The sequence below is a fragment of the Comamonas sp. Z1 genome (genome assembly GCF_008121555.1).
GTDB lineage: Bacteria > Pseudomonadota > Gammaproteobacteria > Burkholderiales > Burkholderiaceae_C > Comamonas > Comamonas thiooxydans.
The window spans coordinates 1-13,641 of sequence record NZ_VOQT01000028.1 but is presented as its reverse complement, the minus strand read 5'-3'; the positions used below and the strand labels follow the sequence as shown (position 1 = coordinate 13,641).

Annotated in this window: 10 protein-coding genes; 9 read left to right on the top strand and 1 reads right to left on the bottom strand. The window is 63.8% G+C overall.

What is annotated here, in order from left to right; all coding sequences use genetic code 11:
- The first annotated feature begins 14 nt into the window (after positions 1–14).
- From FSY45_RS25660 to FSY45_RS25645, 4 genes are all read left to right on the top strand, one after another.
- A complete protein-coding gene (locus tag FSY45_RS25660; RefSeq protein WP_046461838.1) occupies positions 15–2,759 on the top strand; it encodes a TonB-dependent receptor in 2,745 nt (914 codons plus the stop codon).
- 83 nt (positions 2,760–2,842) lie between these two features.
- Complete coding sequence (locus FSY45_RS25655) at positions 2,843–5,362, top strand: PKD domain-containing protein (RefSeq protein WP_131667125.1); 2,520 nt, start codon at positions 2,843–2,845, stop codon at positions 5,360–5,362.
- A gap of 70 nt (positions 5,363–5,432) precedes the next feature.
- The gene (locus FSY45_RS25650) at positions 5,433–6,038 is read left to right on the top strand and encodes a biliverdin-producing heme oxygenase (protein WP_046461836.1); all 606 of its coding nucleotides are present in this window, start codon (positions 5,433–5,435) and stop codon (positions 6,036–6,038) included.
- Positions 6,031–7,389, top strand: coding sequence for a tetratricopeptide repeat protein (locus tag FSY45_RS25645; protein WP_187427616.1), 1,359 nt, complete (start codon positions 6,031–6,033; stop codon positions 7,387–7,389). Before FSY45_RS25650 ends, FSY45_RS25645 begins: the two co-directional genes overlap by 8 nt.
- 129 nt (positions 7,390–7,518) lie before the next feature.
- Here the strand turns inward: FSY45_RS25645 and FSY45_RS25640 are convergent, their stop codons facing one another.
- On the bottom strand, positions 7,519–8,463 hold the full coding sequence (locus tag FSY45_RS25640) for a LysR family transcriptional regulator (protein WP_046461834.1): 945 nt from the start codon (positions 8,461–8,463) through the stop codon (positions 7,519–7,521).
- A 115-nt stretch (positions 8,464–8,578) separates the two neighbouring features.
- Here FSY45_RS25640 and FSY45_RS25635 point away from each other — a divergent pair, with 115 nt between their 5' ends.
- The 5 genes from FSY45_RS25635 to FSY45_RS25615 form a co-directional block, all read left to right on the top strand.
- Positions 8,579–9,556, top strand: coding sequence for a tripartite tricarboxylate transporter substrate binding protein (locus FSY45_RS25635; RefSeq protein ID WP_034363697.1), 978 nt, complete (start codon positions 8,579–8,581; stop codon positions 9,554–9,556).
- A gap of 2 nt (positions 9,557–9,558) precedes the next feature.
- Positions 9,559–10,608: a 4-hydroxythreonine-4-phosphate dehydrogenase PdxA gene (locus FSY45_RS25630; protein WP_046461833.1), complete on the top strand. Its 1,050-nt coding sequence runs from the start codon at positions 9,559–9,561 to the stop codon at positions 10,606–10,608.
- A 60-nt stretch (positions 10,609–10,668) separates the two neighbouring features.
- Entirely contained in the window at positions 10,669–11,841 is a 1,173-nt protein-coding gene (locus FSY45_RS25625; protein WP_003071411.1) for an L-rhamnonate dehydratase, read from the top strand.
- Positions 11,842–11,852: 11 nt separating this feature from the next.
- Positions 11,853–12,782, top strand: a complete 930-nt coding sequence (locus FSY45_RS25620) for a dihydrodipicolinate synthase family protein (RefSeq protein WP_046461832.1) — start codon at positions 11,853–11,855, stop codon at positions 12,780–12,782.
- Positions 12,783–12,896: 114 nt separating this feature from the next.
- A partial coding sequence (locus FSY45_RS25615) for an aldehyde dehydrogenase family protein (protein ID WP_148748526.1) occupies positions 12,897–13,641 on the top strand: 745 nt, incomplete at its 3' end.

The following is a 13,641-nucleotide window of genomic DNA, read 5'->3' as shown; positions in this document are numbered from 1 at the left end:
CCATAGCCATAAGCATGGCCTTGATGGGGCAGGCCTGGGCTGACGAAAATCCGGCCCTGCCTGCCGCGTCAGCACAGGACAATGCCGCTCAGGCGCGCGTGGATTTCGATCTTCCCAGAGGAGACCTTGGCCAGGCGCTGGTGGCTCTCGGGGCTGCGGCCGGACTGCGTCTGGTCTTCGATCCGCAAAAGTTGCAAGGTCTGTCCGCTCCGGCCGTACGGGGTGTGATGACGCCGGGCCAGGCACTGACCAGACTATTGCGCGACAGCGGTTTTGCGCCGGTGTTTGCGGGCAATGGGGTGGTAAGGCTGAAGCCTGTGTCTGGCACCAAGGCAGACGCAGCTGCTGCACTGGATGCAGAGGAGGTGGAACCACCAGGCCGCGTCATGCCAACTGTGCTGGTTCTGGCCGATGCCGAACGGGATGAGAAGGACCGGCAGTACCGCACGGCAGGATCCAGCAATGTGCTCAAGCGCGAAGACATCGAACGCTTTCGCGGAACCTCTGTGGGTGATATCTTCCAGGGCACTCCCGGTGTGCTGATTGGCGAGAACCGCAACAGCGGCGGCCTGGATGTGAACATCCGCGGCATGCAGGGGCAGGGACGTGTGCCTGTGCTCGTCGATGGTGCACGTCAGGAAACGACGGTCTACCGTGGCTATGCGGGCGTCGCTTCGCGCTCCTATATCGACCCTGATCTGATCGGCGGAATACAGATTGAAAAAGGGCCTGTCATGGGCGCGCAGGGCACAGGTGCAGTGGGAGGGCTGGTCAGCGCTCGTACCCTGAATGCCGATGACATCGTGCGCCCCGGCCAGACCTTTGGTATCCGTCTGCGCGGCAGCCTGATCGGAAACAACAGTGGCTCGGCACCTGCACCGGGTACCAAGGCGGGGTTCAATACCGGGGGCAGTTCCAGCAACGGCACGGGAGGCGTCTATCGGACCAACTGCGTGATTGCCAGCCTGTGTGACGGCCCCTTCAACATTGCCAATGTGGTGCCACCCACCGAGAGCATGAACCGGCCCGGCCTGATGCAGGCCAAGAGCTGGGCTGGCAGCATCGCGCTTGCCAAGCGCTTCGAGAAAGCCGATATCGTCGCGGCCTACGCACGCCGCAGCCAGGGCAACTATTACGCGGGTACCAAGGGGCCGGTGCCCTCGCTGGATCTTTCGGAAACCTATAACCGCGGCTTCTATACCGAGGTGGTGCCCAAGGTGGTGGGGGCCACGCGTTTTCGTGGTGGCGAGCGCATTGTCAACACCAATCACGAGAACGAGTCGGTGCTGCTCAAGACGCGCTTGTACCTGCCCAACGATCAGGAGCTGGAAGTCGGCTATATGCGCTACACCAGCACCTATGGCGAGCTGATGCCGTCCCAGCTGCTGTGGCTGGGTCAGGTGGCCCAGACTTCCAACAGCAAGGTGACCGCAGACACCTATACCCTGCGTCACCGCTGGAACCCCGAGAACAATGACTGGCTGAACCTGAGCAGCAATCTCTGGCACACCAACACGGACAGCCTGAATCAGAACTACTCGGAAGAGACCGTCAACGAGATGTTCGGCGCCGGCTCCGAAAACTACAAGCGCTGGGGCTTCGACGTCAGCAACAGCATGCGCTTTGGCAACTCTGGCGGCATCAAGCTGGACTACGGACTTGCCGCGCAGCTGGAAAAGGTCAACGGCGTTGCCACCGGCAACATGCTCAGCTCAGGCGGGCGCATGGGACGGCGCACGGAGTGGAGCCTGTTCACCGATCTTCAGTGGAAGCCGCTGCCCAGCGTGACCCTGGGAGCAGGGCTGCGCCATACCCGCTTCGAGTCGCGCGATGACAAGCCCATGCTGGTCAGCCCCGACAGCGCTTACTGCGTGGACAGCAAGGGCACAGGAAGCTGTGATCCGCTGATGATGAACAGCCGCAATAACGGTACATCGCCCATGTTCAGCGCCCTATGGGATGTCACGCCCAGCGTGCAGCTGTATGCACGCCATGCACGTGCCATGCGCATGCCCAGCCTGTTCGAGACCACGGCGGGCTACTCCGTCTCTCCCTCGCAGGACATCCACCTCAAGCCGGAGCGCACGCTCAATCGCGAGATCGGCATCAACTTCCTCAAGGATGGGGTCTGGCGCAGCAGCGACAAGCTGCGCGCCAAGCTGGCCTACTTCAGCAACACCACCAAGGACTATCTCACCCGCACCTTCCCCAACACCTGGGAAGAAGGCTCCGGCCGCCAGTTCTTCACCCTGCGCAATATCGAAAGCGTGAGCTTCGACGGTTTCGAGGTCTCGGGCTCCTACGACATGGGGGCGATCTTCATGGAGGCCAGCGGCACGCGCTATACCTTCATCGAGACCTGCCACTTTGGCAGTTTCCGGCGCTACACCTGCACCGACTACGGCATCGCCAACAGCTATGTCAACAACATGATTCCGCCCAAATGGCACGCCAGTGCCCTGCTGGGTGCGCGTCTGCTCGAGCGCAAGCTCACCGTCGGAGTGCGCGGCACCTTCATGGGCAAGCGCAATCCGACACCGGAGTTCAACAACGAAACCGCCCAGGGCTTCAACCAGGTCGTGCCGTGGCACTCGTATGTGCTCTGGGATGTCTTTGCCAGCTACAAGCTCAGCGACCGCGTGAATGTGGACTTCAACGTGGACAACGTGACGGATCGCTATTACCTGGATGCCCTGAGCCTGGGCATGGTTCCGGCGCCCGGGCGCACGGCACGCCTGAGCGTGACCCTGCAGTTCTGAGCGCGCATGGCACGCCTGTCTGCGTGCCTGCCTTCGATTCTTTCGCAGCATCAGCCTGCTTTATTGCAAAGGAAATTTCAGCCATGAAATTCTTGTCTCGCCATGTCCTTTGGGGTCTTGGCCTTTCCATGTTCCTGGCCGCCTGTGGCGGCGGAGGAGGTGGAGGTGGAGGTGATGATGGTGGCGGCACGGGCAGCCTCAACCGCCCCACGGCCCGTATCACGGCCTCCGCTGCCACGGCAAGCGCAGGCGACACAGTCACTTTCGACGGCTCTGCGAGCACGCCAGCCAATGGCAGCACACTGACCTATCAATGGAAAGTTACGGAGCGCCCTGCTGGCAGCACGGCCGCGCTGGCGACACCGACCGCCGCTGGCACCAGCTTCACGCCCGATCTGCCCGGCAACTACAGCATCAGTCTCGGTGTGAGCGATGCGGTGACCTCGAGCAACGAGGTCAGCGTCAAGCTGGAAGTGCGCAACCCCAACCCGGTGGCCGTGGTGCTGCCCGAGCTGGCGCAACTGGTCAACACCACGGTGCAGCTTGACGGCACGGCCAGCCAGCCGCCCGCAGGAGGTAGCGCCGCTGACCTTCGCTTCAACTGGACGCTGGTGGAAAAGCCGGATGGCAGCAAGGCCGTGCTGGACAATCCTCATCTGTCCCAGCCTCGCTTTTTGCCCGATGTGGTGGGCCTTTATCGCGCCACGCTGGTGGTCACGCATGGCAGCAAGAGCAGCCAGCCGGTGACGGTCAGGATCAACGCCAACCAGATGCACACGGCTCCGGTGGCCAAGGCCGGCTCCAATATCGACAATGCGGTGCGCGGTCAGCGCGTGCAGCTCGACGGCTCGGCCAGCACCCATGCGGAGGGCAGCAGCCTGCAATACCGCTGGTTCTTCGCTCCTGCGGGCCGGCCCTGGGGCTCGCAGGCCGTGATCGAGGGCAGCAATACGGCCAGGCCGACGCTGACGCCTGATTTCGCCGGCACCTACCGCTTGACGTTGGTGGTGTATGACGGCACGACCACGGCTTTCAGCGGGGTTCAGGTCAAGGTCAAGAAGCCGGACGGCGCGCCCAACACCAAGCCCGTGGCCGTCATTTCCCGTCCCTTCGCCAAGTCTTTCGAAACTGAGCTGGGCACCTCCGTCGCCCCCACCGGCGTCTATTCGCAGGACAAGGACGAGGACACGCTGACGCGCGAGTGGACGCTGCTGTCCGCGCCTGCGGGCTTTGATGCTGCCACCAAATTCAACCCCACCTGGGGCAATTTCACCGGCACGCATTACGGCAACTACGTGGTGCAGCTGCGCGTGAACGACGGCAAGGAGTGGAGCGAGCCGGTGACGCAGGTATTTACCGTGCTCAATGGTGCTAATCGTCCGCCAGTGGCCAAGGCCGCAGTCATGGGGGGCGCGAGTGCCATTGGCGTGGGCACCACGGTCACGTTGACGGGCGAGGCCAGCATCGACCCCGACAACAACCGCATGAGCTATGCCTGGACCATGCTGGACAAGCCCGATGGCAGCACCGCCAAGCTCAGCAATGCAGCAGCCATGAACCCCAGTTTTGTGGCCGACAAACCGGGTCCGTACTCCTTCTCGCTGGTCGTGACCGATGAGCATGGGACGCCCAGCTCTGATGGCGTCTCCACCCTGGACACGCAGCTCAGCGTGATCGTCAAGACTAGGAACAATGCGCCCATCGCGCGTCTGGCGGCAGATGCTCTCTACACCCAGGAGCAGCCTCTGGTCATCGGGCAGACCGGCAGGCAGCTGCGCTTTGGCGATTCGCCAGACGCTGCCGATATCTGGAACAGCTTCCTGTTCAACGGCAACGGCTACGACCCGGATGGCGACACACTGACCTATCTGTGGACTCTGTCGCGTGAACCTGCCGGCAGCAAGCTGCGGGCGCCTGAAGGCATCTATGTGTGCGGAAACACTGGCAGCAACCAGTGGCCTGGCGCGACGGTCTCCACGTTTGCCAGCTGGATCGAGAAGGGACTGGCCCTGCGTCAATGGACCTGCCCTGACCGTATCGGCATTGCACCCACAGTGGCTGGTGCCTATGAGCTGCAGCTGGCGATCAGTGACGGCATGGCCTTTGCCGGTCCTTTTGCCATGACGCTGCACGCCGCGGAGCGTCAGAACTATCCCAGCCTGCTGCTTGAATACCTGGGTTCGCCCACAAATTCGGGCACGCTGGGCGAGCAATCGCATCCCAACCGTCTGCCACAGCAATTGTTCCCCTATGCGTCCGTACAGAACGCCTCATTCCCCATCTGGCAGCATGAGCTGAAAGGCGGTGTGCCGATGGCGGTGCAGCGCTATCGCCTGACGGCCTTCGGCGGCGACTACACCATCGCCGATCTGGCTGCGACTTCGGTGCAGAGCGGCTATGCACTGAGCTTCCAGGGTTTGAGCAACGCTCAGGTGATTCGCAAGGGCCAGACGGTGGAGTTCAGCCTGGTGATGCAGGTGCCGTCTCCCGTGCCTGTTGCGGCCGATCTGAACAAGGCCAGCGAAGGCATGCAATGGTCCTTCCGCATTGCCGAGAAGAGCGGCTGGACCTTCAGCCACAAACCCTTCATTTACCCCTATTGATGAAAGCGCAGGCGGGCACCGGATCTGGAGCAGGCGGTGCCCGCCTTTATGACGGAAAGCGAAATGTCCCATGGATACATCGACGATAGAAACCGAGGGGCTGAGTGCTCTGCTGCGGTCTGCCTCACACGCCAGTCACGGCACGCTGGATAGGCGCATCATGGCTGCCAAGCCTTTTTCCAGCCGTGAGCGCTATGCGCAATTTCTGCAGGTGCAATATCGCTTTCACCGCGATGTGGCGGCACTGTTTGACCACGCGGAGCTCAATCGCCTGCTGCCGGGTTTGGTCGGGCGCCAGCGTCTGAATGCGGTCATCCAGGACCTGAGCGATCTGGGTCAGGCCCTGCCGCAGAATCTGGACGCACCGGTGTTCGCGCCGGGTGCTGCCGTGGACCTTGCCATGGCCCTGGGCTGGCTGTATGTGGAGGAAGGCTCCAACCTGGGGGCCGCCTTTCTGCTCAAGGCGGCTGCAGCGCTGGAGCTGAATGCCGAATTCGGCGCGCGTCATCTGGCACCGCATGCCCAGGGACGAGCCCCGAGCTGGAAGGCCTTCAGCGCCCAGCTCGATGCCGTGCCGCTGGACCCTGCGGCCAGGGGGCGTGCGGCAGCAGCCGCGCGAGCTGCGTTTGTAACGGTGCATGGCTATGTGCAAACGCATTGCGAGATTCATGTCTAGGCCGACCCGGCTGCCGTCCTGGACCGTGCTGGTGTCTCTGGTGCCGCTGGCGCTGCTGATCAGCGTGGCGGCAAGCCCGCCATTGCTTGCTCAGACTGCGCAGTGGCAGGGCCTGTACGACAAGGCCTTGCGCCAGCAGAACGAGCAGGCGTATGAACCCGCCGAGCAAACCGCGCGTCAGGCACTGGAGCTGGCAGAGCAGCAACGCCAGGGGCAGCGGCCCTATATGGCCAGCAGTCTGAATCTGCTCGGACTGATCCAGCAGGCCCGCGGCCACAAGGCCGAAGCCGAGCAGTCTCTGCTCAAGGCGCTGGAGCTGAATCAGATCAGCCTGGGCACGCATGCCAATACCGCATCCGTGGCCTGGAATCTGGGCAATGTGCAAAAGGCCATGCAGCAACCGCGCAAGGCAGTGCAGAGCTATCGGCGGGCTCTCGAAGTGGCACAGGCCCTGCCGGCAGATGCCGTCTCGCTGGCGCTGCGCGAAAAAGCGCTGCAGGCCCTGGGTGATCTGCTCGCGAGTCTGGACGAACATGACCAGGCGCAAGCCTATCTGCAGCAACTGTCGGCCCTGCCGGTCGATGCTGCGGCCCAGGCCGATGTGGCGACCCGCGTGCAAGCCCTGTTGGCCCTGGCGCACAGCCAGGAGCAGCAAGGCCGCTTGCAGCCAGCGCAGCAGGCCCTGGACCAGGCAATGGCGCTGCTGCAGCGGGCAGGTGACGGCAGCAGGAGTCTGGTGCCGGTTTTGCTGGCCCGGGCCAGGCTGCACCACCGAGAGGGTGACGATGCGCAGGCTGCCGCGCAGTACGAGCGCGCCAGGGAGGTGCTGATGCAGCAGGATCCGCAAGCCCTGGTTCTGGCCCAGGTGCTTAACGAGCTGGGTCTGTGGCGGGCGCAGAACAAGGACTATGCGCAAGCCCATGCATTGTTCGAGCAGGCGCAGGCCATTGCCGACCGGCATGCACCCGATGTGCTGTGGCAGGCGCATCTTCTGGCCAGCCGTGCGCGCATGGCCGAAGCCCTTCGCCACGAGGAGCAGGCGCAGACGCTATATGCCCAATCGCTGGCGCTGTACCGACAGCAGGAAAATCCCGAGGCTCGGGTGGGCGAGGCAGGCGTGCTCAACGGCCTTGCCGGCCTGGCATACCGCAAGCGTCGTTTTCAGGAAGCGCAGCCCATGTTCATCGAGGCCTTGGGTCTGATGGAGCAGGCGCTGGGTGGCAGCGATGCACGCCTGCTGCCGCTGCTGGATAATCTTGCCGCCTTGCACCGCAGTCTGGGCCGGCCCGGCGAGTCGGAGCATGCGCGCCGGGCTGCGGCATTGCGTCGGGAGCTGGGCCAGGGCGGCTAGTGCTCTTCGGGCCTGAATGCGCAGCCCCGAGGCGAGGGGCTGGGCATTGCGCTTGAGGGCCAGGACACGGGGCGCCGGATCGGACCGGCCCTTGCGCAGAATCGACTTTTCTGGAGGCCAGGCCTTTGTTCAGGCCGCTGCGTCGTGACGGTGCAGCAGATCCAGGAACATCTGTGCCGATCGGCTGATAGGTCTATCCTTGCGTATCAGGCTGCCGTAGGCCTCCAGGCTGCGCCTTGTCTGATACGGCAGGATATGCAGCATGCCGTGGGCGGCATGAAGGTCCGCCACCGTACGCGGAATCACGCCCACCATGTTCGAGCTTCGCACCAGGTTGATGGTGGTGAGTATGGAGCCGGTTTCGATCAGGCCGCGTGGCAGCGGCAAACTGTGCTCGCGGAATTCCTGCTCTATCAAACTGCGCATGGGGCTGCCAGGCGGCTGCATCACCCAGCCATACCCTTGTAAAGCCTGCAGGGCGGGGCGCTGCAGCGACAGCAGCGGATGTCCCTCGCACACGATGAAGGCCAGTTGCTCGTCATCGATGGCGCGAAAGCTGCAATCGCTGCCGGCTTCATTGGTCATGCGCCCGACGACCACCTCCAGCACCCCTTCACGCAACTGGGCCAGCAAGCGATCACTGGTATCCACGGCCACTTCCAGCTCCAGCAGGGGCAGCTGCTTTTTCAGCTCCAGCAAGGCCTGGGTGAGCCGCCCGGGCGATGCGGCCATGATGCTGCCCACGGCCAGCCGTCCCGAGCTTCCCTGGCGCAGCTCGCCCAGTTCACGATTCAGGGCCTCGATATTGCCGCGCAGCGAACGGAAATATTCCAGCACCCGCTCTCCGGCCGCATTGTGCTGCAGCCGCCGGCCCACGCGCTCGAACAGGGGCTGACCCAGGGCGTCTTCGAGCTCCTGCAGCATCTTGGTGGCGGCAGGCTGGGTCAGGCCGAGCTCAGCCGCTGCCGCGCGCAAGGTCTGGCGCTCGTCGATGGCCAGTATCAAGGCCACCTGGCGCATGCGCAGCCGGTTCAGCAACTGTGGCGTGTTGTCGCGCTTGTCTATCGATCCCATGGCATGGCTTCTTATTGCTTCAGGTTATCGATTAATCAATAACTTTCAATTTACGCATATCAGCGCCTTCCCTAGCATCGGGCTGCGATGAAATAAAAAAGCCAAGGAGACAAATGTGCAAAGACGTCATCTACTTTCCATAGCCGCTGTGTGCGGCGCCGCCGTGCTGCCCTGGCAGGCCCAGGCCCAGGACTCTGCGAACTGGCCCGTCAAGCCCGTGCGCATGCTGGTGGGGTCCGCGCCCGGAGGCGGCACCGATGCCATGGCCCGCGCCGTGGCCGACAGGCTGGGGCCGCTGCTCAAGCAGCCGGTGATCGTGGAGAACCGGCCCGGCGTCTCCAACACGCTGGCCGTGGACATGACGGCCAAGTCCACGGACGGCCACACCATGGTCATGGGCGTGGTCACAGCCCATGCCATCGCACCGCATCTGCTCAAACTCGGCTATGACAACAACCGGGACCTGGTTCCCGTGGCCTTTGTCGGCTCCGTGCCCAATGTGCTGGTGGTGGGCAACTCCGTTGCCGCCAACACGGTGGCGGAGCTGGTGGCCATGGCCAGGAAGAATCCCAATCAGATTAATTTCGCCAGCAGTGGAACGGGCAGCACCCAGCATATCGCTGCCGAGGTGTTCAAGGATGCCGCAGGCATTCAGATCACCCATGTACCCTACAAGGGCAGCGCCGCGGCCCTGGTCGATCTGGTCAGCGGCCAGGTGCAGATGAGCTTCGACACCATGCCCTCGGTCATAGGCCAGATCAAGGCCGGCAAGCTGCGTGCTCTGGCGGTCACTTCGCCCCAGCGCAACCCTCAGCTGCCCCAGGTGCCGACCATGGCCGAAGCGGGTCTGCGCGACGTGGAAATCAGCGCCTGGTACGGCATCTACATGCCCTCTTCCACGGCCAAGGCGGTTCAGCAGAAAGTGCATGACGAGGTCAACAAGGTCATCTCCATGCCCGAGACCAAGACCCGCCTCGAAGCCGTGGGTGCCGAGCTGCGGCCCATGCCCCAGGCCGACTTCGGCAGTTTTCACCTCGCCGAGTACAAGCGCTTCGGCGACATCATTCGCAAGAACAACATCAAGCTGGACTGAGCATGAGCAAGGCTTCTCTTCCCGTTGTCGCCCTGACCCTGGGCGATCCTTCCGGCATCGGCGCCGAACTGATTGCGCGTTTGCTGGCCAGGCCGCAGGCCACGCAGCAGGCGAACCTGGTGCTGATAGGCGATCCCTGGCTCTGGGAGCAGGGCCAGCGCATCGCCGGACTGCAGGTTGCAACGGTTCCGCTGGCCGGCCTGTCCGCTGCGCGCGAGCGTGCCGATACGCGGCTGCCGGCCTTTGTGGCCGTGGACACGGTCGCCCAGGTCGATGTGGTGCCGGGGCAGGTGGGGGCGGCGGGCGGCCGCTCGGTGCTGCAGGTGCTTGACCAATGCATGGATGCGGCCCTGGCCGGTGATATCGATGCCATCTGCTTTGCGCCCTTGAACAAGCAGGCCATGAAGCTGGGCGGTCTGCGCCACGAGGACGAGCTGCACCACTTTGCCGAGTACCTGGGCGTGACCGGCTACTTCTGCGAGTTCAACACGCTGGGTGATCTCTGGACCTCGCGTATTTCCTCGCATGTACCCCTCAAGGATGTGGCCGGCTATCTGAGCCAGGAGCGCATCAGCCAGGCGGCCGAGCTGATCTACAAGGCCTTGCGCGCCAGCGGCCTGGCTGCTCCCAAGGTGGCGATTGCCGGATTCAACCCGCACAACGGCGACGGCGGCACCTGCGGCCGCGAGGAAATCGACATCATCGGGCCCGCAGTCCAGGCCCTGCAGGCGCGCGACTGGCCCAGCGATGCGCCGTTCCACGGCCCGTTTCCGGCCGACACCATCTTCCTCAAGGCCCAGGCCGGCGAGTACCAGGCCATCGTGACCATGTACCACGACCAGGGCCAGATAGCGATCAAGCTGCTGGGCTTCTCGCGCGGGGTGACGGTGCAGGGCGGTCTGCCGATTCCCATCACCACGCCGGCCCATGGCACGGCCTACGACATCGCAGGCCAGGGCAAGGCCAATGTGGAAGCCACCTGGCAGGCGCTGCAGATCGCCGCACGCATGGGGGCCGCCCACCGCGATCGCCAGGCTGCCCCAGCCGTCTGAGCCCGTTTTCCCGGCGGCTTGGGCCGCCTGTCCTTCCGACTCTTTTCTTTCGAGGTCTGTATGAAGATCAAGTCCGTCCGCGCCCGTGTCTATGAATGGAAGGGCAAGACCGTTCCGCCCCAGGGCAACTTCTGCTCCAACGCCATGGATCTGGTGTACTCCAACACCGAGTCCATGAGTACCTTCCGCTTTCATTCGTGGACCGTGGTCGAGATCGAAACCGACGACGGCATCATCGGTCTGGGCAATGTGGCCCTGGCGCCAAGAATAGCCAAGGCCATCATCGACGAGTACCTGGCGCCCCTGGTCATCGGTCAGGACCCTTGGGACTACGAGTACCTGTGGCAGCGCATGTACCGTGCCACCCATGCCTGGGGCCGCAAGGGCGTGACCATGGCCGCCATCTCGGCCGTGGACCTGGCCATCTGGGACATCCTGGGCAAGAGCGTGAACAAGCCCGTGTTCAAGCTGCTGGGCGGGCGAACCAAGGAAAAGATTCCCTGCTATTACAGCAAGCTCTACCGCACCGACCTGAAAGAGATGCAGGCGGAAGCCCAGAAATTCCTGGATCAGGGCTTCAAGGCCTTCAAGATGCGCTTCGGCTACGGGCCCGCCCATCTGCAGGAGGGTGTGAAGGAGAACCTCAAGTCCGTCGAGGCCATCCGCGAAGTGATCGGCTACGACACCGACCTGATGCTGGAGTGCTATATGGGCTGGAACCTGGAGTACGCCAAGCGAATGCTGCCCAAGTTGGCCAGGTTCGAGCCGCGCTGGCTGGAAGAGCCCGTGATCGCCGACGACATCGACGGCTACGCCGAGCTCAACGCCATGAACATCATCCCCATCTCGGGCGGCGAGCACGAGTTTTCGCTCTACGGCTTCAAGCAGCTGCTGGACAGGAAGGCTGTCTCCGTCGTGCAGTACGACACCAACCGTGTGGGCGGCATCACGGCGGCGCACAAGATCAACGCCCTGTGTGAGGCGTATTCCGTGCCTGTGATCCCGCATGCGGGCCAGATGCACAACTACCACCTGACCATGAGCACGCTGGCCTCGCCCATGGCCGAGTACTTCCCCATCTTCGATGTGGAAGTCGGCAACGAGCTGTTCTGGTACATCTTCGACGGCGAGCCGATTGCCGACAACGGCTTTTTGCAGCTGCGCGACGACGTGCCGGGCCTGGGCCTCACGCTCAAGACCGAGTACCTCGACCAGTTCCACATCATCGATTGAGGAGACGCAGCATGCCCGGACTCTCCAATCCCCGTTACCGGGGCATCTTCCCCGTCGTGCCCACCACCTTCCACGAGGACGGCACGCTGGACCTCGCCAGCCAGAAGCGCTGCCTGGACTTCATGATCGACTCGGGCGTCGACGGCCTGTGCATCCTGGCCAACTTCTCCGAGCAGTTCCTGGTCTCGGACGAGGAGCGCGAAACCCTCACGCGCACGGCACTGGAGCATGTCGCCGGCCGCGTGCCCGTGATCGTGACCACCACGCACACCAGTACCAAGGTCTGCGCCGAACGCAGCCGCCGCGCACAGGACATGGGCGCGGCCATGGTGATGGTGATGCCGCCCTACCACGGCGCTACCTTCCGCTTTGGCGAAGCCCAGGTGCAGGCCTTCTACCAGGGCGTGTCCGATGCCATAGCCATCCCCATCATGGTCCAGGATGCGCCGGCCGCGGGCACGCCGCTGTCGCCCGCCTTTCTGGCCCGCATGGCGCGCGAGATAGCGCAGGTCAGCTACTTCAAGATGGAAACCGCCGGTGCGGCGGGCAAGCTGCGCGAGCTGATCGCACTGGGCGGCGAAGCCATCGAAGGCCCGTGGGACGGCGAGGAAGCCATCACGTTGCTGGCCGACCTGGAGGCCGGCGCGACAGGCGCTATGACCGGCGGCGGGTTCGCCGATGGCATCCGCCCCATCATCGAGGCGCACCGCGCTGGCGACAAGGACAAGGCCTTTGCCGAGTACCAGCGCTGGCTGCCGCTGATCAACCATGAGAACCGCCAGGCCGGTTTTCTGGCCGCCAAGGCGCTGATGAAGGAAGGCGGCGTGATCGCCTGCGATGCGCCGCGCTCGCCCTGGCCGCCCATGCACCCCGAGGTGCGCCGCCAGCTCATCCACATCGCACGCCGGCTGGATCCGCTGGTGCTGCGCTGGGCCCGTTGAATCGACTATGAATACAGGAGCTGGTTACGCTTTTTGATTCAGGAATTCAGATGCTTTTCATGCTGAGATCTATGAATAGCAGGCGCAGCAAGCTCCTCTATCAAGAGCATATCCATGACCCCACATCTCAACCTGATCAACGGCCAGTGGACGGCTGCTGACAGTTATTCCCCCAACACCAATCCCAGCGATCTGTCCGATCTGATCGGCGCGTACGCCCAGGGCGGAGCATCCGATGTGCAGGCCGCCGTGTCTGCTGCCGCTGCAGCGTTTCCGGCCTGGTCCACCTCGGGCATACAGGCGCGCTCCGACGCCCTGGACAAGATAGGCACGGAGATCCTGGCGCGCAAGGCGGAGCTGGGCGAGCTGCTGGCGCGCGAAGAAGGCAAGACCCTGCCCGAAGCCATTGGCGAAGTCGGCCGCGCGGGCCAGATCTTCAAGTTCTTTGCCGGTGAATGCCTGCGCCTGAGCGGCGAGACCCTGCCGTCGGTGCGCCCCGGCATCGGCGTGGAGATCACGCGCGAGCCGATCGGCGTGGTCGGCCTGATCACGCCCTGGAACTTCCCCATCGCCATCCCGGCCTGGAAGATCGCCCCGGCCCTGGCTTTCGGCAACTGCGTGGTCTTGAAGCCCGCCGATCTGGTGCCCGGCAGTGCCTGGGCCCTGGCCGACATCATCCACCGCTCGGGCATCCCCGCCGGTGTGTTCAACCTGGTCATGGGCCCGGGCCGTGTGATCGGCGAAGCCCTGGTGAACCATGCCGATGTGGCGGCCATCAGTTTCACGGGCTCGGTGGGCGTGGGCCGCGGCATTGCCGAAGCCTGCGTCAAAAGCGGCAAGAAGGTGCAGCTGGAAATGG

Bases quoted from the DNA above. Each gene is read 5' to 3' on its own strand.
- FSY45_RS25660 (WP_046461838.1), top strand. From the start codon at position 15: ATGGCCTTGATGGGGCAGGCCTGGGCTGACGAAAATCCGGCCCTGCCT.
- FSY45_RS25655 (WP_131667125.1), top strand. From the start codon at position 2,843: ATGAAATTCTTGTCTCGCCATGTCCTTTGGGGTCTTGGCCTTTCCATG.
- FSY45_RS25650 (WP_046461836.1), top strand. From the start codon at position 5,433: ATGGATACATCGACGATAGAAACCGAGGGGCTGAGTGCTCTGCTGCGG.
- FSY45_RS25645 (WP_187427616.1), top strand. From the start codon at position 6,031: ATGTCTAGGCCGACCCGGCTGCCGTCCTGGACCGTGCTGGTGTCTCTG.
- FSY45_RS25640 (WP_046461834.1), bottom strand. From the start codon at position 8,463: ATGGGATCGATAGACAAGCGCGACAACACGCCACAGTTGCTGAACCGG.
- FSY45_RS25630 (WP_046461833.1), top strand. From the start codon at position 9,559: ATGAGCAAGGCTTCTCTTCCCGTTGTCGCCCTGACCCTGGGCGATCCT.
- FSY45_RS25625 (WP_003071411.1), top strand. From the start codon at position 10,669: ATGAAGATCAAGTCCGTCCGCGCCCGTGTCTATGAATGGAAGGGCAAG.
- FSY45_RS25620 (WP_046461832.1), top strand. From the start codon at position 11,853: ATGCCCGGACTCTCCAATCCCCGTTACCGGGGCATCTTCCCCGTCGTG.